Source organism: Pseudomonas sp. MS646 (genome assembly GCF_036693845.1).
In the GTDB taxonomy this organism is placed as follows: Bacteria; Pseudomonadota; Gammaproteobacteria; order Pseudomonadales; family Pseudomonadaceae; genus Aquipseudomonas; species Aquipseudomonas chlororaphis_E.
In genome coordinates this window covers 231341-251101 of the sequence record NZ_CP144763.1, presented here as the reverse complement: position 1 = coordinate 251101, position 19761 = coordinate 231341, and the positions used below count along the sequence as shown (strand labels likewise).

15 protein-coding genes are annotated in these 19761 nt (G+C 64.1%); 6 read left to right on the top strand and 9 right to left on the bottom strand.

Annotated features, from left to right (window positions below):
- Positions 1-72 precede the first annotated feature (72 nt).
- Positions 73-1233, top strand: coding sequence for an AAA family ATPase (locus V3H56_RS01035; RefSeq protein WP_042730285.1), 1161 nt, complete (start codon positions 73-75; stop codon positions 1231-1233).
- Positions 1234-1527: 294 nt separating this feature from the next.
- Here V3H56_RS01035 and V3H56_RS01030 read toward each other — a convergent pair whose 3' ends face one another.
- The 4 genes from V3H56_RS01030 to V3H56_RS01015 form a co-directional block, all read right to left on the bottom strand.
- Positions 1528-2310, bottom strand: coding sequence for a MetQ/NlpA family ABC transporter substrate-binding protein (locus tag V3H56_RS01030; protein ID WP_042730286.1), 783 nt, complete (start codon positions 2308-2310; stop codon positions 1528-1530).
- A gap of 280 nt (positions 2311-2590) precedes the next feature.
- Positions 2591-3526, bottom strand: coding sequence for a sigma 54-interacting transcriptional regulator (locus V3H56_RS01025; RefSeq protein WP_053148900.1), 936 nt, complete (start codon positions 3524-3526; stop codon positions 2591-2593).
- A 70-nt stretch (positions 3527-3596) separates the two neighbouring features.
- Entirely contained in the window at positions 3597-4178 is a 582-nt protein-coding gene (locus V3H56_RS01020) for an alpha/beta hydrolase (RefSeq protein WP_042730288.1), read from the bottom strand.
- A gap of 126 nt (positions 4179-4304) precedes the next feature.
- Positions 4305-4550 carry a DUF2789 domain-containing protein gene (locus V3H56_RS01015; RefSeq protein WP_042730289.1) on the bottom strand — a complete coding sequence of 82 codons (246 nt, stop codon included), beginning with the start codon at positions 4548-4550 and terminating at the stop codon, positions 4305-4307.
- Between the two features lie 148 nt (positions 4551-4698).
- On the opposite strand from V3H56_RS01015, the gene V3H56_RS01010 reads away from it, so the two are divergent.
- Together V3H56_RS01010 and V3H56_RS01005 are read left to right on the top strand one after the other, a co-directional pair.
- Positions 4699-5223, top strand: coding sequence for an NfeD family protein (locus tag V3H56_RS01010; protein ID WP_042730290.1), 525 nt, complete (start codon positions 4699-4701; stop codon positions 5221-5223).
- Between the two features lies 1 nt (position 5224).
- Positions 5225-5986 (top strand): slipin family protein, encoded by a 762-nt coding sequence (locus tag V3H56_RS01005; protein ID WP_042730291.1) that lies wholly within the window; start codon positions 5225-5227, stop codon positions 5984-5986.
- A gap of 172 nt (positions 5987-6158) precedes the next feature.
- Here V3H56_RS01005 and V3H56_RS01000 read toward each other — a convergent pair whose 3' ends face one another.
- The 5 genes from V3H56_RS01000 to V3H56_RS00980 are packed head-to-tail and all read right to left on the bottom strand — an operon-like array spanning position 6159 to position 17574.
- Entirely contained in the window at positions 6159-7100 is a 942-nt protein-coding gene (locus tag V3H56_RS01000; protein ID WP_338474108.1) for a sulfotransferase family protein, read from the bottom strand.
- Positions 7088-7870, bottom strand: coding sequence for an aspartyl/asparaginyl beta-hydroxylase domain-containing protein (locus tag V3H56_RS00995; protein ID WP_042731898.1), 783 nt, complete (start codon positions 7868-7870; stop codon positions 7088-7090). The genes V3H56_RS01000 and V3H56_RS00995 overlap by 13 nt, the downstream gene beginning before the upstream one ends.
- A gap of 15 nt (positions 7871-7885) precedes the next feature.
- Positions 7886-9397: a TolC family protein gene (locus V3H56_RS00990; RefSeq protein ID WP_042731897.1), complete on the bottom strand. Its 1512-nt coding sequence runs from the start codon at positions 9395-9397 to the stop codon at positions 7886-7888.
- A gap of 40 nt (positions 9398-9437) precedes the next feature.
- Entirely contained in the window at positions 9438-16676 is a 7239-nt protein-coding gene (locus V3H56_RS00985; RefSeq protein WP_338474107.1) for an Ig-like domain-containing protein, read from the bottom strand.
- A gap of 52 nt (positions 16677-16728) precedes the next feature.
- A complete protein-coding gene (locus V3H56_RS00980; RefSeq protein WP_042732396.1) occupies positions 16729-17574 on the bottom strand; it encodes a sulfotransferase in 846 nt (281 codons plus the stop codon).
- A gap of 298 nt (positions 17575-17872) precedes the next feature.
- On the opposite strand from V3H56_RS00980, the gene V3H56_RS00975 reads away from it, so the two are divergent.
- From V3H56_RS00975 to V3H56_RS00965, 3 genes are all read left to right on the top strand, one after another.
- On the top strand, positions 17873-18460 hold the full coding sequence (locus V3H56_RS00975) for a tail fiber protein (RefSeq protein WP_042732397.1): 588 nt from the start codon (positions 17873-17875) through the stop codon (positions 18458-18460).
- Between the two features lie 46 nt (positions 18461-18506).
- The gene (locus tag V3H56_RS00970; RefSeq protein ID WP_123578498.1) at positions 18507-18818 is read left to right on the top strand and encodes a hypothetical protein; all 312 of its coding nucleotides are present in this window, start codon (positions 18507-18509) and stop codon (positions 18816-18818) included.
- Positions 18819-19084: 266 nt separating this feature from the next.
- Positions 19085-19672 carry a tail fiber protein gene (locus V3H56_RS00965; protein ID WP_042732399.1) on the top strand — a complete coding sequence of 196 codons (588 nt, stop codon included), beginning with the start codon at positions 19085-19087 and terminating at the stop codon, positions 19670-19672.
- The last annotated feature ends 89 nt before the right edge of the window (positions 19673-19761 follow it).

Sequence of the window (19761 nt, the reverse complement as noted above, 5' to 3'; positions counted from 1 at the left end):
ACGATACGACTGTGAGCTTAGAACAGGGTTCCACGGATGCACAGACGCTAACCCGACAGCAGGAAATCGTCCATGCTCAGAACACTCGCGGTGGCCAACTACCGCTCCATCAACAAGCTGGTGATCCCCTTGGGGCGGCTGAACCTGATCACCGGCCCCAATGGCAGCGGCAAGTCCAATCTGTACCGCGCCCTGCGCCTGCTGGCTGAAACCGCGCAGGGTGGCGTGGTCAACGCCCTGGCCCGCGAAGGTGGCCTGGACTCGACCTTCTGGGCCGGGCCGGAGGAAATCAGCCGACGCATGCGCAGCGGCGATGTGCCTGTGCAGGGCATCGTGCGTCAGGGCACCAAGCGCCTGCGCCTGGGCTTTGCCGGGGAAGACTTCAGCTATTCGATCGCCCTGGGCCTGCCGGAGCCCAGCCTCTCGGCGTTTTCACTGGACCCTGAAATCAAGCGCGAATGCATCTGGGCCGGCCCGGTCTTTCGTCCCGCCAGTCTGCTGGTGGACCGCAACGGGCCAATGATCCGTGCCCGCGAAGGCCGCGCCTGGGATGTACTGGCCCAGCACACGCCCACCTTCGACAGCCTGTTCGATCAGGTCGGCAGCTTGCGCTCCTCGCCGGAGGTGTTCCAGATGCGCGAATTCATCCGACGCTGGCGCTTCTACGACCACTTTCGCAGCGACGCCGACGCCCCGGTACGCCAGCCACAACTGGGCACTCGCACGCCGGTGCTGCACCACGACGGCCGCGACCTGGCCGCCGCCCTGCAGACCATCCTTGAGATCGGCGACGTCGAGGCGTTGCACGCCACCATTGGCGATGCGTTCCCTGGCGCCCGGCTGCACATCGAAAAACTCCAAGGTGGGCGTTTCGCGATCGCGTTCCAGCAGCACGGCCTGCTGCGTCCGCTGTCCGCCGCCGAACTGTCGGACGGCACCCTGCGCTACCTGTTGCTGGTCGCCGCCCTGCTCACACCGCGACCGCCGTCGCTGATGGTGCTCAACGAACCTGAAACCAGCCTGCACCCCGATCTGCTACCGGCCCTGGCACGCTTGATCATCCGCGCCTCGGCCAATTGCCAGATCTGGGTCGTGTCCCATGCCACGCGCCTGATCGCCGCCCTGCAACAAGACGAGGACTGCAATTGCATCGTGCTGGAAAAAGACCTGGGACAGACCGCAGTGGTGGGCCAGGGAATGCTGGATATGCCGGCCTGGAACTGGCCGGATTGACCGGCAGGATTTGCACAAGCGTTGCAGGGGGACTATTTTCCTTGCGCTGCAGGACGGGTTTGATCGCCCGCCAAGGAAACGCAGCCAACCGCCAGCCTCTCTGGCGACACACACAAGGAGAATTGAATGGCCAACGTGAAAGCCCCCCAACCACTCGCCCCGCAAGACGTGGTCAAACTGCTCGTGGCCCTGCGCCGAGCGCTGAAGAACAGAGCTGCGTAGCACAGCAGAATCGATGTGCCATTGTGGCGAGCGGATCAATCCCCTCGCCACAAACGCGTCAGCTTGGCTCGATCAGAACGCCGGCAATACCGCGCCGCTGTATTTCTGCTCGATGAACGCCTTCACTTCAGGGCTGGTCAGGGCCTTGGCCAGTTTCTGGATGGCCGGGCTGTCCTTGTTGTCAGGACGTGCCACCAGGAAGTTCACGTAGGGCGAATCCGAACCTTCGATCACCAAAGCATCCTTGGCCGGGTTCAGACCCGCTTCCAGGGCGTAGTTGGTGTTGATCATGTCCAGGTCGACCTGGTCCAGCACTCGCGGCAGCATGGCCGATTCCAGCTCCTTGAACTTGAAGTTGTGCGGGTTCTTGGCAATGTCTTTCGGCGTGGCCAGGGCGTTCTTCGGATCCTTGAGCTCGATCAGGCCCGCCTTCTGCAGCAGGATCAGGGCGCGACCGCTGTTGCTGCCTTCGTTGGGGATGGCAATGGTGGCGCCGTCTTTGAGCTCGGCCAGGCTTTTGACTTTCTTCGAGTAGCCGCCGAAGGGTTCGACGTGCACGCCGATAACGGTCACCAGGTTGGTGCCTTTGCCTTCGTTGAAGCTCTTGAGGTACGGCAGGGTCTGGAAGTAGTTGGCGTCCAGGCGCTTCTGGTCGACCTGTACGTTGGGTTGCACGTAGTCGGTGAAGACCTTGATTTGCAGGTCCACGCCTTCCTTGGCCAGGGCCGGCTTGATCAGTTCGAGGATCTCGGCGTGGGGCACCGGGGTGGCGGCCACGACCAGTTTTTCCGCCGCCTGGGCCAGGCCCGAAGTCAGGGCTGCCGCCAATGCGGTAAACAACAGAACCTTTTTCATGCAGTGTCCTTATCGAGAATCACCGTCGCCCGCGGCGACAGCCAGAAAGTGAGAGTGCCAGCGAAGTGCTATCGCTGGCGTGAGACGGACAATACCGATATTTTTTATGCCTTAACAATATCTTTTATTCAAGTTCATATTCATTTTGCTCATATAAATAACCGACCGTGGCGAGGGAGCTTGCTCCCGCTGGGACGGTCCGACGTCTGGGGCGAAGCGGCCCTGAAAATATTATGGCTGCTGCGCAACCGAGCGGGCGCCAGCGCCCTCGCCACAGGTTTTATAACGCTTGGTCCAGCCGGGCGAGCAGCGCTTTGAGCGCCGTGCGTTCAGTGTCGGTGCCACGAGCAATGACCTGCGCCACCTGCTGCTCGATCAGCGCCAGCACCGATGGCTGCGCCGGCAGGTTCAAATGTTCCGGCAGGATCTCCTCCCCGGTGCTGACCAGCAGCGCAAAATGAATGACGTTCTCCAGCTCGCGGGTGTTCCCCGGCCAACTGTGTCGCTCCAACGCACGCTGGGCTGCCTCGCTGATCAGCGGCACCGCCAGGCCAAGGCGCTGGCTGTAGATGCCCAGGAAGTACTCGGCCAGGGACAGGATATCGCCCACCCGTTCGCGCAGGGCCGGCAGTTCCAGGTGACCTTCACTGAGGTAATGGTAGAGCCGCTGATGAAACTTCCCGGCCTCCACCGCCTGCGCCAGGTCGATGCTGGTGGCCGCGACCAGGCGTACGTCCACCGGGCTGGGTTGGTGCGCACCGACACGAGTGACCTCATGGTTTTCCAGGGCGGCGAGCAACTTGACCTGGATCGGCAGCGGCAAATCGCCGATCTCATCCAGGTACAGGGTGCCGCCGTTGGCCGAACCGAACCAACCGGCCCGGCTGCTGGCCGAACCGCTATAGCTGCCGGCGGCATAGCCGAACAGTTCGGCATCGGCGTAGGTCGGGCTGATGGCGCCGCAGTTGACGGACACGAACAACCCGCCGCGCTCGCTTTCGCGATGGATGTGCCGGGCCAGCAACTCCTTGCCGGTGCCGGTTTCACCGCGTATCAGCACCGAGATCGCCCGCGGCGCCAGTTGCTCCAGGGCCTGGCGCAACTGGCGCGAACGTGGATCGACGAACACCAGCGCCTTGGCACGGATGCTCAGGGGGCTTTTTTCCGCCTCGGGAAAGGTCAGCAATGGCTGACCGAAGGTTTCATGCAAACTCATGGCAGTCTCCGCGCCATACCGCCGGCAGACGGAGGGGCACTCTTGAATTCAGGGCAGATACAACGCAGCGTCAGGCGCGACGCAGGGCGTGATGCTCCATGCGGTTCTGCAGGCGATAGAGATAGGCGAAACCCTGCTCCCAGCGCTGGTGGCCGGACTTCACATTGATGTGCCCGGCCCCGCCCAGGATCCCGGCTTCGGCGCCCCAGTGGCGCGCCAGTTCCAGGGCCCGCGAGGCACTCACGGCAGGGTCGTTGTCAGAGCCCACCACCTGGCTGGGAAACGGCAGCAGGTCCATGGGGATCGGCGCGAAATTGCGCAACGCCGGGGTGCAGGCCGGCCGCTCGACATCCGCCGGGGCCACCAGCAACGCCCCGCGCACTTGCCGCAGGTACTGCGCTGGCGCGGTGGCGGCCCAATGGGCGACCGTGATGCAGCCCAGGCTGTGGGCAATCAGGATGACCGGCGTGCTGTCGCTGGCGATGGCCTCGGCCAGCGCCGCGACCCAGTCCTCGCGCCGAGGCGTCAACCAATCGGCCTGCTCGACCCTGGCGCTGTTGGGCAGGCTGTTCTGCCAGTGGGTTTGCCAATGGTTTTCCGGCGATCCTTGCCAGCCCGGCACAATCAGGTAGCGAATCGATTCGTTGCGCATGGGGATGCTCTCCTGCGTGTCTGTTCCCGGACGAGTATAGGGAGGAGAGTTATATTATTTAAGGAATAAGAAGCTATTTATTAATAACCATAAAGAATAATTGTTATTTTCTACAGGTTTTCTGCATCACTCGCTGCGCCCCTTGCGCAACAACACATCCAACTGGTCTATCACTTCCGCCCAGTCCGCATCCTCGAGGAGCTCGTCGCGCAGCATCTGCCGCTGACCCTCGCTCCAGAAAAACGCATCGGCCAGGTGCAGCTCAGGCTTGAGGGGTGAATGGCTGGTTATAAATTGATCAATACCCTGAGCGTCATCGGGCAAGCCCAGTTGCTTGAATAATGAGGAAAGAGGGTGAATTGGGGTGTGCATACGGGCCTCCTGAACATCATGGGGATGGCGGGGTGTTTCTTCGCAGTCTAGCCCCTCGCCGACCGCCAGACTGATCAAAATTCAATCAGCCCCGACTCGACTAGACTTTGAGTAAACATCCCGACAACGACACGTTGCGGAGGATCCCGTGAACATTCACTGGTTGACGGTTGCGCTGCTGGCGATCAGCGGGCCCGCGTTCGGTGCCGATGGCCTGGTGCCGTCGGGGATCGATCCACTGGGCTTCTGGCTGATCGCAGTGGGCGTGGCCTTGCTGGCCGCCGAGGCGGCGCTGCCCAACTACGGCATTGCAGGACTGGGCGGGATTGTCTTGTGCGTGATCGGCGCGGTGATCCTGACCAACGCCGAGGTCCCGGTGCCCTTGATGATGGGCCTGGGCGTGATCAGCGCCCTGCTCTTGGTGGCGCTGGTGATCCGGGCGCTGAAAACCCGACCACGCCAAGCGGTCACCGGCGATGCTGCGCTGCTGGGCAACGTCACGACGGTGACCGCGTTGCAGGCCGGCAACCACCATCATGGCTGGGTCCAGCTGGAAGGCGAACGCTGGCAGGTGAACTGCGTCACGCCGCTGCGAACCGGGCAGGCGGTGCGGGTCATGGCCCGCAAAGGCCTGCTGCTGGAAGTGGCCCCGGCTGATTCACAAGGAGCATGAGATGGGTATGCAGATCGGTTTTACGCTGCTGCTGTTGCTGGTCATCGCACTGGCGGCCTCGACCTTCCGGATCCTGCGCGAATACGAACGCGCAGTGGTGTTCCAACTGGGCCGGTTCTGGCAGGTCAAGGGGCCGGGGCTGATCCTGCTGATTCCAGTGGTGCAGCAGATGATCCGCGTCGACCTGCGCACGATTGTGCTCGATGTGCCGCCCCAGGATGTGATCACCCGGGACAACGTGTCGGTGAAGGTCAACGCGGTGCTGTACTTCCGCGTGCTCGACCCACAGAAGGCAATCATCCAGGTCGAGAATTTCCTCATGGCCACCAGCCAACTGGCCCAGACCACGTTGCGCGCGGTCCTCGGCAAACACGACCTGGACCAGTTGCTGGCCGAGCGCGAGCAGTTGAACAGCGACATCCAGCAAGTGCTCGATGCCCAGACCGACGCCTGGGGCATCAAGGTGGCGAACGTCGAGATCAAGCACGTGGACCTCAACGAGTCGATGATCCGCGCCATCGCCCGCCAGGCCGAGGCCGAACGGGAACGCCGGGCCAAGGTGATCCATGCCGAAGGTGAGCTGCAAGCCTCGGAAAAACTCATGCAGGCCGCTGAAATGCTCGGGCGCCAACCGGGCGCCATGCAACTGCGCTACATGCAGACGCTGGGGTCGATCGCCGGGGACAAATCCTCCACCATCGTCTTCCCCCTGCCGATCGAGTTGCTCAAGGGCATGGCTGAGTTGTCACCGAACAAGCCTTGACCCACAGAGCAAGCATCCCCCTGTGGCGAGGGGATTTATCCCCGCTGGGCTGCGAAGCGGCCCCGAATCGGCCAGCTCGGTGTGCCAGGAAGATTGAGTTCGCTGCTTTAGGGCTGCTTCGCAGCCCAACGGGGATAAATCCCCTCGCCACAAAAGCGGGTTTGATTCCCCGCTACGGGGGCAGTGACTTCAACGCTTCATAGGGCCCCTGCGCCCAGCGCATGACCAGCTCGCGCAACAGCGCCGACGCTTCCCGGCGCTTCTCTTCGCTATCCCCGGTAAACCCCTGCGCCGGCTGCTTGGCGTGTCGCCCCACGGTGGCGAACGCTTGCCTGCGCTGCGCCTCATCAAGCTGGAAAAAATCCGCCAGCCTGCCCGCCATGGCCTCGGGCAGCTCGGTGTAGTTCACGGCCACTGCGGCCAATGCCTGGCACTGCTCAAGCCCAACCTGCAGCAATTTCCCGACCCTGCGCGCAATGAAATCTTCCGGGCCGGTGTACGGCACGCCGTCGTCCAGCACGCTCGGGCCGATCATCCCCGGCACCATGTGCATGCCGGGGCGGCGCAGGTGAGACACGGCGATTTCCAGCGGATCGCGGTACACGAACAGCCAGGGCGTGTCGGGAAAACACTCCCGCAGCCGCGACAGCTCACCAATGTTCCAGGCGTCGAGCTTGATCACCAATCGTCGCTCCACACCGCGACGGGGCTGCCCGTAGGCCGACAGCAAGCCCTTGAGCGCCGCGCAACGTTCGGCGGCAGGCAGGTCACTGCGCAGCAACCGATCCAGCGGTGGCGGTTCGGAGATGACGATGTGATCGTCCAACTGCGCCAGCATCTGGCTGATCAGCGTCGAGCCGCAGCGCGAGGCATGGAAGATGAACGCACTGGGGGCGAGGCCCGGGCTCTGGTGCTGCCACTGGGCGAGTGCGTGCAAGGGAGTCTGGCGCCGGAACGCCTGGTTGAAGGGCAGGCGCAAGGCGTCTTCCACGGCATCGCCAAAGAAAGGTTGCGACAAGGGCTTGTCGCCGAACCAGCACCAGTCGACCCACCACTGCCCGGCCTCTTGCCACACGCGAATCGGCAGCCAGCCTTGCAGGTTCAGGCCTTCCATTGATCGCTCCACTGCCGTCGACCGTGGCGCATGGCCGTGCGCAATTCTTCCCGGGAAAAGTGCAACCCTTGCCGGGCACCCAGGGCGAGGGCGCATTCGATGAACGCCTCGACGTCCTGCACGCCTTGCAGGGCCTGGGCGAGGTTCGGGTCGCCCGCCACGCATTGCTGGAACCGGGCCAGGTCGCTTGGCCCGTTGCCCGGCACGGGCGTGGTGGGCAGCCCATCGGCAATCTGCTGCTCCAGCCAGGGGCCGGGGCGACAATCGAGCACCAGGTGAACCCGCGGCCAAGCACTGCGATTGACCACCCGATGAGGACGCGCCAGGTCGAGAAACCAGCACTCGCCCGCCGCCATCGGAATGATTTGCCCCTCCAGCCAGAAGTCCACGCCCGGCGCGCTGAGCAACGGCACATGCAGGCGCAGGTCGGCGTCCGGCCCGCCCAGGTCATAATCGCGATGTTCGTGGATGCAGCCACCGGGCCCCAGTCGCAACAACCGGGCCGATACGATCTGAAGGGGCCAATCGCCCAGCGCCGCCTGCCATCGCTCATCCCTGGACCACGGCTCGCGGATCACAGGCTGGCCGCGCCCCGGCGACAATTCGGTCAAGGCATCCGCCGGCGTAATCAGCGCCACGCCACTCCAGTCACCGCTGTAGTAGGCGCTGTTGAAATGGCCCTGCCAGCGCGTCTCGGCAACACCTGCCAAGGCTTGCAACAGCAATGGCAGGTCAACCGTCAGCGGCAGCCGGGAAAACGCCGGGCGCATCCTGGGCGCGCGCCGTTACTTGGGCACCGCGGCCGTCGGTACGGCGATATTGCCCTGGGCCCACGCCGCTTCACGGCTGGCCAACGCCGTGGCAATCGACTGGACCTCGGTCGATTGCACTTCGTTGGGCAGTGGGTCGAGGCCGGCGCTGGCGAATATCTGGCCGTAGGCGTTGCGCAGGTCGGCATAGGCCAGGTCCCGGCGCAGATCAGCCTGCAAGGTGTTCAATTCGCCTTGGATCAGGTCCAGCTCGCCAATGCCCGCGGCCTGGTGACGGCTGCGCAATTGGCCGACGATCTGCCCGTCGATGTCCGACAGCTGCTGGCTGGTCTTGAACTGTCGCAGGGCCTCGCGATAGTTGGCGTTGGCGACGTACAGCTGTGCCAGCACCGCGATCGACATCGCCTGGCGCCGCGCCGACGCCACTTCCTCGCCCGCCTTGGCGACGTCGATGGCCGCCGGGGCGGAGATCACGTTGAACAGGTTCCAGGTGACCTTCACGCCATAGTCGGCCCAGCCCTGCTCCACCAGGAACGAGTTGCTGTCGTAGTGCCCGCCGGCGGAGAACTCCAGCCCAGGCAACAGGCGCAGCATGGCCTTGCGGGTTTCAGCGGCGGTGATGCGCGTCTGGTAGTCCTGCTCGCGCAGTTCCGGGCGGCTGGCCAGGGCTTCCTGTTCGAGACGGGACAGGTCGACCTTGAGCTCCGGAATCTCGTACTCATCCTGGGTCGCCAGGGTCAGCTCGGTGCCCAGGGGCAGGTTGATCAAGGTTGCCAGTTCGGTCTTGGCCAACGACAGCGCCCGGCGCTGCTCTTCGAGCTGGCGGGTCGCCTGGATCAGCGAGCGCTGGTAACCCAGGGCCTGCACCGGGTCACCGATGCGTTGCTCGCTCATGCTCTGGCTGTTGCCGCGCGCCGACTCGACCCGCGCCATCAGGCTGTCGATCTGTTTGAGCAGCCGTTCGGCGGCCATGGCGCGCCAGTAGGCCGAGCGCACGTCCTGGACGATGGTGTTGATCACCTTGCGCCGGCGTTCCTGGACGATCAGACGCTGGTCGCCGGCCTGCTTGGCGCTGATGTAGCTCACGCCGAAGTCGAGCACGTTCCAGACCATGGTCAGGTCCGCCACCTCACGGTCGCGGTCCTGGGAGGTCGACGGTTCCAGGGACTGGGTGCCGGTTTCGACGCTCTGGCTACTGGAGGCGCTGACATTGTTGCGGCCCACATAACCGGCATCCAGCGCCATGCGCGGCAGCATGTCGAAACTGGCGAGGTCCAGCTGCCGCTTGGCCAGGGCCTCCTCCATGATCTTCAAGCGGCCTTCAAGGTTGTACTTCACCGCACGGGCCATGGCCTGGTGCAGGGTCAGCGGGCCACTGAGGGGCTCCTGGTCCTTGTACATGTTCTGCAGATCGGTTCGGGCGCGCTGTTCGCTGACGCTTCGATCGATCGGCTCACTGGTGACGGCACATCCGCTGACCACCAACGCCAGCGCACTGACTGCGAATAACTTCTGACTTCTATTCATTCCCTGGATTGCCCCTGGCTGCCCCAATTTTTTAGTTTTATCAGGCCTGCACCTGGCTGATGCCGACCTGTTGCAAAGCCATTGCCAGGCTATCCACCTGACGTTGTTCTGTGTCCTTGAGGTGTTGCAGTTGCTGGCCCAAGGTCGGTGCGCCAAACATTCCACGCAGCCCCTGGGACACATCGCCACCCTGCATCGATGAGCTGCCGAAGGCGTTCATCGACTCGCTGTCAGACACGGAGTCGTGGTTGAACAGCGTCGCCAGCGTACTGCTGCCGAACACCCCGCCATCGCCACCGCCAAAGCCCAGGAACCCATGGCCCGAGCCATCGCCGGCAGCGTCGCTGCTGAAGACCTGGGCGATGTAGCTCGGCGCCAGTTCACCGCGATTGATGAAGATATCGCCTATCGGATCCAGCCCACCGCCCACGTCCCGCTGTTCGAACAGCGGCGGGAAGCCCAGCGGCGAGCCCAGGTTGCCGGTGGGCGGGGTGAAGACCACCGGTTGCAACGGCACCTCGGTCGGAGGCACCACGGTGACCGGGTCCGACACCAGGAACTCCGGTGGCGGCTTCACATCGTTGGGCACCACGGTGTCGATCGCGTAGTTGTTGGACACCGCCACGCTGGCCCCGGCGTTGCCGGACTGGTCACTGACGTTGCTGGTGTCCAGGGCGATGAAGTTGCTCGGGTCGGTGAGGTTCACCGTCGGCGTGAACGTCGCCGTCCAGGTCCTGCCGCCATCGCTGGTGGTCAGGTTGGTCAGTTCACCGTTGGTGACGCTGAGGTCCGACAGGTCGAAATTGGTCACCGCTTCGCTGAAGGTGAACGTCACCTGGGTCGTCTCGCCCACGGTCAGGTTCGAGTCGGCCACGACGATGGTCGCGGTCGGCCGGGTCGCGTCGAGGGCGTAGTTGCTGGAGATCGCGACGCCCACACCGGCGTTGCCGGCAATGTCCTGCACCGTGCTGGCGTCCAGCAGGATCAGGTTGGTGGCATCGTTGACGCCCGCGGTAGGCGTCAGCGTCGCGGTCCAGGTCAAGCCGCCGTCGCTGCTGGCAAGGTTGGACAGCACGCCATTGGCGACGCTGAGGTCCGACAGGTCGAAACCGGTCACCGCTTCAGTGAAGCTGATGGTCACGGTGGTGGTCTGGCCGATGCCCAGGCGGGTATCGGCCAGGGTAATGGTGGCGCCTGGGCGCACCGTGTCGATCGCGTAGTTGTTGGAGTTCACCACCCCGACGCCACTGTTGCCCGAGACGCTGACCACGCCGGCGGTATCCAGGCTGATCAGGTTGCTGGTGTCGGTGATGTTGCTCGCCGGCGTGAACGTCGCGGTCCAGGTCACGCCGCCATCGCTGGACGAAACGTTGCTCAGGGTGCCGTTGCTCACGTTCAGGTCGCTGTTGTCGAAGCCGCTGACCGCTTCCGAGAAGGTGATGGTCACCAGCGAGGTCTCACCGACCCTGAGGGCGTTGTCGGCCACCACGATCGTGGCGGTGGGCACGCGGGTCTCGACCGCGTAGTTGGCCGAATCGGTGGTGCCCGCGCCCGCGTTGCCCGCCGCGTCGCTCACCCCGGTGTTGTCCAGGGTGATCAGGTTGGTGGCGTCGCTCACGCCCTGGGTCGGGGTGAACGTGGCGGTCCAGGTCAGGCCGCCGTCGCTGCTGCTGACGGCGCTCAAGGTGCCGTTGGCCACCGTCAGGTCGGCGTTGGTGAAACCGGTCACCGCCTCGCTGAAGGTGATGGTCACCTGCGCGGTTTCACCCGGCCGGAGCGTCGTATCGCTGAGCACGATCGTGGCGGTCGGCAACTGGGTGTCGACGGCGTAGTTGTTGGAATCGGTAGTGCCGCTGCCCGCGTTGCCCGCCAGGTCGGCCACGCCGGTGTTGTCCAGGGTGATCAGGTTGCTGGTATCGGAAATGCCGGCACTCGGGGTGAAGGTCGCCGTCCAGGTGATGCCGCCATCGCTGCTGGTCAGGCCGCTGACCGTACCGTTGGCCACACTCAGGTCGGCAATGGTAAAGCCGCTCACGGCTTCGCTGAATGTGATGGTCACCAGCGACGTCTCGCCCGCGGCGAGGGTCGTGTCGGCGACAACGATGGTGGCGCTCGGACGCACGGTGTCGATGGCGTAGTTGTTGGAATCGGTGGTGCCTACACCAGCGTTGCCCGAGACGTTGACGACACCGGTGTTGTCCAGGGTGATCAGGTTGCTGGTATCGGAAACACTCGCGCTCGGTGTGAACGTAGCCGTCCAGGTAACGCCACCGTCGGAAGACGACACGTTGCTCAGCGTGCCATTGCTGATGGTCAGGTCGCTGTTGTCGAAACCGCTCACCGCTTCGTTGAAGGTGATGGTCACCTGGCTGGTTTCACCGATGCTCAGCGACGGATCGGCCACCACGATGGTGGCGGTCGGTACCTGGGTGTCGATGGTGTAGTTATTGGAGCTGGTCGCGCCGGTTCCGGCATTGCCCGCCCCATCGCTCAAGCTGGTGTTGTCCAGCACGATGAGGTTGGTCGTGTCCCGGATGCCTAGGGCCGGGGTGAACACCGCGGTCCAAGTGATACCGCCATCGCTGCTGCTGACCGCGCTCAGGGTACCGTTGGCCACGCTCAGGTCCGAGTTGTCGAAACCTGTGACCGCTTCGGAGAAGGTGATGGTCACCAGGGACGTTTCGCCAACGCTCAGCGCGTTGTCCGCCACCACAATGGTGGCGGTCGGGCGCAGCGTATCGACGCCGTAGTTGTTCGAGTCGGTGGTGCCGACGTTGACGTTGCCGGCCAAGTCAGCGATGGCGCCGCTGTTGAGCGAAATGACGTTGCTGGTGTCCGTGACGCCCGCGGTCGGGGTGAAGGTCGCGGTCCAGGTGATGCCGCCGTCACTGCTGCTCAGGCCGGAGATCACACCGTTGGCAACCGTCAGGTCGGCGCTGGTGAACGCGGTCACCGCCTCGTTGAAGGTGATGGTTACCTGTGAGGTCTGGCCAGCGGCAATGGCCGTGTCGGCCACGACGATGGTCGCCGTTGGGCGCACGGTGTCGATGGCATAGTTGTTCGAATCGGTGGTGCCGACCCCGGCGTTGTTCGCGCCATTGCGCACGCCGGTGTTGTCCAGGGTGATCAGGTTGCTGGTGTCGGAAATGCCGACGCTCGGGGTGAACGTCGCGGTCCAGGTCACGCCACCGTCAGAGCTGCTCACACTGCTCAGGGTGCCGTTGCTGATGGTCAGGTCGCTGTTGTCGAAGCCATTCACGGCGTCGTTGAAGGTGATGGTCACCAGGGACGTTTCACCAATGCTCAGCGACGTATCGGCCACCACGATGGTCGCCGTGGGCACGTTGGTGTCGACCTGGTAGTTGTTGGAGTTGGTGGTGCCGCTGCCGGTATTGCCCGCCGCATCGCTGATACCGGTGTTGTTCAGGGTGATCAGGTTGCTGGCGTCGCTGACGCCCAGGTTCGGGGTCAGGGTGGCGGTCCAGGTGAAGCCGCCGTCGCTGCTGCTGACCGCGCTGAGCGTGCCGTTGGCCACGATCAGGTCCGAGTTGTCGAAACCTGTGACCGCTTCGGAGAAGGTGATGGTCACCAGGGACGTTTCGCCAACGCTCAGCGCGTTGTCCGCCACCACAATCGTGGCGGTCGGGCGCAGGGTATCGACGGCGTAGTTGTTCGAATCGGTGGTGCCGGTGCCGGCGTTGCCCGCCCCGTCCACGACACCGGTGTTATCCAGGGTGATCAGGTTAGTGGTGTCACTGATGCTCGCGCTTGGGGTGAAGGTCGCGATGTAGGTGATGTTGTCGCTGGTGCTCAGGCCGCTCAAGACACCGTTCGCCGTCGTCAGGTCGGCCAGGGAGAAGCCCGTCACCGCTTCGCTGAAGGTGATGGTCACCAGGGACGTCTCGCCGATGCTCAAGGTGCTGTCGGCGACCACGATCGTCGCGGTAGGCCGCACGTTGTCGATGGCGTAGTTGTTGGAGCTGGTGGTACCGGTGCCAGCGTTGCCCGCGGCATCGCTCACGCCGGTGTTGTCCAGGGTGATGACGTTGCTGGCGTCACTGATGCTGGCGGTCGGGGTCAGCGTGCCGGTCCAGGTGATGCCGCCGTCACTGCTGCTCAGCGCGGACACGGTGCCATTGGCCACGGTCAGGTCGGCCGTGGTGAGGCCGGTCACCGCCTCGTTGAAGGTGATGGTCACCAACGACGTTTCGCCAATGCTAAGCGCCGAATCGGCCACGACGATGCTGGCGGTCGGGCGCTGGGTGTCGATGGCGTAGTTGTTGGAACTGGTGGTACCGCTACCGGCATTACCGGCGGCGTCGGACACGCCTGTGTTCGCCAGCACGATCAGGTTGGTGGCGTCGGTGATGCTGGCGGTCGGTGTGAGCGTCGCGGTCCAGGTAATGCCGCCGTCACTGCTGTTCAGGCCACTCAGAGAGCCGTTGGCGACCGTCAGGTCGGCCAGGGTAAAGCCGCTCACGGCCTCGCTGAAGGTAATGGTCACCAGTGAAGTTTCGCCGGCCGACAGTGTAGGGTCGGCCACCACGATGGTGGCGGTCGGACGCGCCGTGTCGATCGCATAGTTATTGGAGTCGACAGTGCCCAGATTGGCGTTGCCGGACAGGTCGACAACGGCGCCACTGTTGAGCGTGATCACGTTGGTGGTGTCACTGACGCTGGCGGTCGGCGTCAAGGTCGCGGTCCAGGTGATGCCACCGTCGCTGCTGCTCAACCCGGTCACCGTGCCGTTGGCGACGGTCAGGTCGGCGGTGGTGAAACTGGTCACCGCTTCATTGAACGTAATGGTCACCAGGGACGTTTCACCGATGCTCAGCGACGGATCGGCCACCACGATGGTGGCGGTCGGGCGCAGGGTATCGATGGCGTAGTTGTTGGAGTTGGTGGTGCCCACGCCGGCGTTGCCGGACAGGTCGGCGACACCGGTCTTGTCCAGCACCACCAGGTTAGTGGTATCGGTGATATCGGCGGTCGGCGTCAGGGTCGCGGTCCAGGTGATGCCGCCGTCCGCGCTGTTCAGGCCGGTGATCGTGCCGTTCGCCACCGTCAGGTCGGCAGCGGTGAAGCCGGTCACCGCCTCGCTGAAGGTGATGGTCACGGCCGAGGTTTCGCCGCTGGTGAGCGTGGTATCGGCCACCACGATGGTCGCGGTCGGCGCTACGGTGTCGTTGACCACGTAGTTGTTCGAGGTGGTGGTCCCCACGCCGGCGTTGCCGGCCAGGTCGGCGACGCCGGTGTTGTCCAGTGTGATCACGTTGGTGGTGTCGGCAATGTTGCTGGCCGCCGTCAACGTGCCGGTCCAGGTGATGCCGCCGTCGCTGCTGCTCAAGGTGCCTACGGTGCCGTTCTGCACCGTCAGGTCGGACGCGGTGAGGCCCGTCACGGCTTCGGAGAAGGTGATGGTCACCAGCGACGTGCCACCGGAGTTCAGGTTGGGGTTGGCCACCACGACAGTCGCGGTCGGTGGCGTGACGTCCGGCACATAGTTGGTGTTGATGGTCCCGCCATCGCCATAGACGTTCGCCACCGAGGCCGGCGAAGTACCCGCAGAGCCGGCACTGCCACCGCCGGTACCGCTGCCGCCGACGTTACCCGACAGCGCCGCGAAGTTGGCGGCGGTGATCAGGATCGAGCCTTTGTTCCAGATGGCGCCAACGCCGACGCCGCCCGCACCACCGGTGTGGGTGTAGCCACCGCCGGCGCCACCGCCGCCACCGCCGCCACCGGCGCCGATGTTGTTGGAAATCACCGAGTTGCCGATGATGCGCAAAGTCGCGCCGGTGTCGTTGTAGATACCACCGACGGCGCCGCCACCCGCACCGCCCACGGCGTTGTAGCCGTCACCGCCACCGCCGCCGCCAATGGACAGGCCTGCGCTGGCCGCCGTGCCGCCGGCCGATCCGGTGCTGTAGCCCGGATACGCCGCACCACCGGCGCCACCGGTGGAATTGCCGCCCCGCCCGCCCATATTGAAGAAGCCACCGCCGGCGCCGCCTTGTCCGGTCGACCCAACGGAGCCTGTGGCATTGATCGTATCGCCGCCCCGACCACCCGTTCCGCTGCCGACCGCCCCGCCACCACCGCCGCCACCACCGGCATATTGCGGCGTCACGCCGCCACCGCCGCCACCGCCCGACGCAGCGTTCGCGGTGACCGTGACGTTGCGCATGGTCAGGGTCCCGGCGTTGTAGATCCCGCCGGCCTTGGCGACCGCCGCATCGACGCCGCCATTGCCCCCGTCGCCCGCCACCATGCCGCGGGTAATCACCAGGCCATCGAGGGTCGCCGTCGTACCGGACGTCACGTTGAGGACCTGGGTGCGGAACTGCCCATCGAGGGTGACATCGGCCACGTTGTCGTTATTGAGGTCGCCGTCGATGGTCACGTTCTTGTTGACCACCAGCACCTGGGTCAGCGCAACGGTCATGCCGCTGCTGAAGGTCACGATGTCACCGTTCTGCGCCGAAGCCAGGGCCGCTCGCAACGAACCCACGCCGGTGTTGGCGTTATTGGTGGCGGTCCAGGTGGCGAGGCCCCACTGGTATTGGCTCATCGCGCTGGCGGACAGCACGTTGGTGCTTTCGATAGTGCCGGTGGCGATTTCCAGGTCCCAGTCGCCGCCCAGGCCTGTGCGGTCATTGGAGGCCGCCACGTCGCGGCCGGTCAACTGCGCCAGCGAATCGACCAGCGCCAGGCCCCGGTCGCCCTCGGCGGTGTAGCAGCCGTAGATCAGGATGTCGCCACCGACGTTCATGTCCTGGCCGATCTGCGCCAGCACTTCGCTGCGGGCTTGGACGTTGTCCGCCGACAGGTAGGCGTTGCCCAACCACAAATCGCCGGCGTTGCCGTGGGCGATGATTTGCACCGAGCTCACGCCCTGGTGGCTGTCCAGGTAATCGGCAATCTGTTGCAGGCCGTCCTTGGTCGCATCGAGCTGCACCACCTGGGTACCGGCCGCGACGCCATCGAGCAGGCTGGCCGCGTCCTTGACCCGCGAATCGATGAACACCACGGACTTGCCCGGAACGGCCGCCTCGGTGGCATCCACCTGGCCCTGGGGCGCGTGGGTATCGGCAGGCTGGTCGGCCGTCGGCGCCTTGGCGGCGTCAGCCGTGGGATGGGCCTCCGGCTGCGCGGCTTCGGCCACGGTCGCGGCCACCGCGCCGTCGAACAGCATGCGCGGCTCCAGCGACATGATCATTGGCGATGCCAGGGCCTGGGTGCCCTCGATTACCCGCGATTTACCTTTGCTCCACCACATGACGTTCACCTGGACTCGAACTGCTTGAACACGCAAATGAAAAAAACCGCGATCAGCTGAGCGCGGCGTCGGTTTTCATACGGATGACATTGGCCGCGCTGGCAGACCCATCGCGCCAGAACGACAACTCGGAAAATCTTTCGAACAGGTCCGGCGGCAGCAGGGTTCGCCGCACTTGCGGCGCGACCTGGGGCTTGACCTTGTGCAGGCCGGCAACGCCCAAGGCCTGGTCGAAGGCCGGTGCGTCGTAGGTCAAGTGATTGAAGTCGTGCTCGAACCAGGGCTCGCCGATGAACTCGTAGACCAGCCGCATCACCCGCTCGGGCGCCTGGCTCAGCAGGTCGTAATCGACGATCAACAGCGACTCGGCGTGCTCGCCGTAATAGGCTTCCTTGAGCGCTGTCCAGGCAAACCCCACCAGGCGGTTGCGCTGGGCCAGGGTTTCGCACCGGCTGTAGACGGTGTTGCGTTCGTCATCGTCGTTGAACAGCTTGGTATTCTCGAAGGGATTGGCGCGATACAGCCGCTCCAGGCTGTCGAGCACCCAGGCGACGTTGCGCACGCAGGCGATGGTCTTGGCTTGGGGAAACAGGTCTTGCAGGGCCGGCAGGCGCGCGCACCACTGGCGATTGGTGTCGAAGATGACAGGTTTGTCGGCCTTGTCGGCGTAGTAGGAGTCGAACAGCCCGCGCAACAGACGGCGGCGCAGGTCCGTGTCGATCACCGAACCAAACTCGCTGCCAGCGCTGCATTGTTGCAGCACACTGCTGAACAGCGAACCGACGGGGCTGGTCATGCCGGCGTGAAAGCGCGGGTTCTGCAGCAGAATCGCCGACAGCAGGGTCGAGCCTGAGCGCGGCAGGCCGGAAATAAAGTGAAACTGCGACAATCCCTTCACCGTGTGTAGTCCTTTTGTGTCCGAAGCGTAGCTTAGGAAACAAACGCCGCCTAGTAGTACTTTGATATCAAATTAACTTTATCCTACAAAAAAGATGGGCGGTAGAAGCACGGGCGCCACTGAATCGTTTTAGCCGATCCAGGAGAATTTTCCTCGTGCCTCCCCCGGCAAAATCAGACATCCCCGTCTACGCTCAGCCGTGCGTGACAGGCCAGGGAATGAAGGCGTCGGGCTGATCGCTCCCTTCCCCAGCCTGCCGGACGCACGCCAGACCAATCACCTGAGGAATGAGGCATTTATGGAAGTATTCATCGGGACTATCCAACCCTTCGCTTTTAACTTCGCCCCCAGGGACTGGGCCCTGTGCAACGGGCAGATGCTCAGTCTGGCCCAGTACCAGACACTGTTTGCCCTGATCGGCGTGACGTACGGGGGGAATGGCCAGACCACCTTCCAGTTGCCCAACCTGCAAGGCCGCCTGCCCATGGGCCAGGGCAATGGCCTGGGCCTGACGCCACGGGTCATCGGCACCATCGCCGGCACCGAGAATGTCACGGCGACACTGAACAACCTGCCCAACCACACCCACGCCCTCACGGCGATCACCGCCGCCACCACCGTGCAACTGGCGAACCCGGCCAGCAACCCGGCGAACGCGCCCACGCCCACTAATTCGTTCATTGGCACCTCGGGCACCGGGCCGGGTGCGGCGAATATCTATTCCGACCAGGTCGGCGCCACACCGGTGCCGCTCAAAGGCGTGACCACCACGGTCAGCGGAACGGTGGCCCCGACGGGCAATGGCCTGCCGATGGAGATCATGAACCCGTTCCTGGCGATCAACTTCAGCATCGCCCTCCAAGGTTACTTCCCGACCCGCAATTGATGACCTACCGCCGGGCCATGGCCCTGCGGTCCGTTGGAGTATCGACATGCTGCAAGCGGTTCATAGCCACCATTTCCAACCCTTGCTGGGCCAGACCAGCCGCCTGACCCTGCCCGACGGCAGTTGCCTGCCCATACAGTTCGAGACCCTCGATCAAACCCCCAGGGCCAAGATGCCGAACACCGAGCGCATGCCGTTCAGCGTGGCGTTCAACAGCCTGGAAACCACCGAGTTCGTCGATGGCCTGTGTGCGCTGGACGTGCCCGAACTGGGCCGGCTCGAAGGGGTGTTCGTGTCACGGGTGCCCCCCATGGGCCGTGACCCCACGCTGGGCTATTACTACATCGCGTTCAACTAGTGGCCTGTACGGTTAATTCGAGTACTCAAGTCCTGGCGCCGAAGTTGAGTAAACGAATTAGCCACACAGGCACTAGCGTTGGGGGCAACCCTGTGGGATCTGTGGTGTACACAGGTCTTGCAGCGATCCGCCAAGGCCGCCGGCAGAGTGCCACAACCGCGTCTACGCTCAGCCGTGCGTGATCAGGCCAGGGAACAGGGAATCGGGCTGAACGCAATCTTCTTCTCTGGCCACACCAGACCAATAACCTGAGGGATGAGGAATTTATGGAAGTATTCATGGGCACTATCCAGTCTTTTGCCTTTAACTTCGCACCCAGTGGCTGGGCGCTGTGCAATGGACAGACGCTCGCCATTTCGCAGTATCAGGCGCTGTTCTCGCTGCTGGGCACCTATTACGGCGGCAACGGCCAGACCAACTTCATGCTCCCCAACCTGCAAGGTCGCCTGCCGATGGGCCAGGGCAACGGGCTGGGCCTGACCCCGCGGGTCATCGGCGAGGTCTCCGGCACCGAAAACGTCACCGCGACCCTGAACAACCTGCCCACCCACACTCACACCCTCACGGGCATCACCGCTGCCACCACCGTGCAGTTGGCGAACCCGGCCAGCAACCCGGCGAACGCGCCCACGCCCACCAATTCGTTCATTGGCACCTCGGGCACCGGGCCGGGTGCGGCGAATATCTATTCCGACCAGGTCGGCGCCACACCGGTGCCGCTCAAAGGCGTGACCACCACGGTCAGCGGAACGGTGGCCCCGACGGGCAATGGCCTGCCGATGGCGATCATGAACCCGTTCCTGGCCATCAACTTCAGCATCGCCTTGAACGGGCTCTTCCCTTCGCGTAACTGAGGCCGCCGCAAAGCTGTGCTTTTTGTGGGAACGGGCTTGCTCGCGAATGCGGTGGTTCAGATAAAAATCTGCTGACTGACACTCCGCTT

Excerpts from the sequence above, each read along its gene's own strand:
- V3H56_RS01035 (WP_042730285.1), top strand. The coding sequence starts at position 73 with ATGCTCAGAACACTCGCGGTGGCCAACTACCGCTCCATCAACAAGCTG.
- V3H56_RS01030 (WP_042730286.1), bottom strand. The coding sequence starts at position 2,310 with ATGAAAAAGGTTCTGTTGTTTACCGCATTGGCGGCAGCCCTGACTTCG.
- V3H56_RS01025 (WP_053148900.1), bottom strand. The coding sequence starts at position 3,526 with ATGAGTTTGCATGAAACCTTCGGTCAGCCATTGCTGACCTTTCCCGAG.
- V3H56_RS01020 (WP_042730288.1), bottom strand. The coding sequence starts at position 4,178 with ATGCGCAACGAATCGATTCGCTACCTGATTGTGCCGGGCTGGCAAGGA.
- V3H56_RS01015 (WP_042730289.1), bottom strand. The coding sequence starts at position 4,550 with ATGCACACCCCAATTCACCCTCTTTCCTCATTATTCAAGCAACTGGGC.
- V3H56_RS01005 (WP_042730291.1), top strand. The coding sequence starts at position 5,225 with ATGGGTATGCAGATCGGTTTTACGCTGCTGCTGTTGCTGGTCATCGCA.
- V3H56_RS01000 (WP_338474108.1), bottom strand. The coding sequence starts at position 7,100 with ATGGAAGGCCTGAACCTGCAAGGCTGGCTGCCGATTCGCGTGTGGCAA.
- V3H56_RS00995 (WP_042731898.1), bottom strand. The coding sequence starts at position 7,870 with ATGCGCCCGGCGTTTTCCCGGCTGCCGCTGACGGTTGACCTGCCATTG.
- V3H56_RS00990 (WP_042731897.1), bottom strand. The coding sequence starts at position 9,397 with ATGAATAGAAGTCAGAAGTTATTCGCAGTCAGTGCGCTGGCGTTGGTG.
- V3H56_RS00985 (WP_338474107.1), bottom strand. The coding sequence starts at position 16,676 with ATGTGGTGGAGCAAAGGTAAATCGCGGGTAATCGAGGGCACCCAGGCC.
- V3H56_RS00975 (WP_042732397.1), top strand. The coding sequence starts at position 17,873 with ATGGAAGTATTCATCGGGACTATCCAACCCTTCGCTTTTAACTTCGCC.
- V3H56_RS00970 (WP_123578498.1), top strand. The coding sequence starts at position 18,507 with ATGCTGCAAGCGGTTCATAGCCACCATTTCCAACCCTTGCTGGGCCAG.
- V3H56_RS00965 (WP_042732399.1), top strand. The coding sequence starts at position 19,085 with ATGGAAGTATTCATGGGCACTATCCAGTCTTTTGCCTTTAACTTCGCA.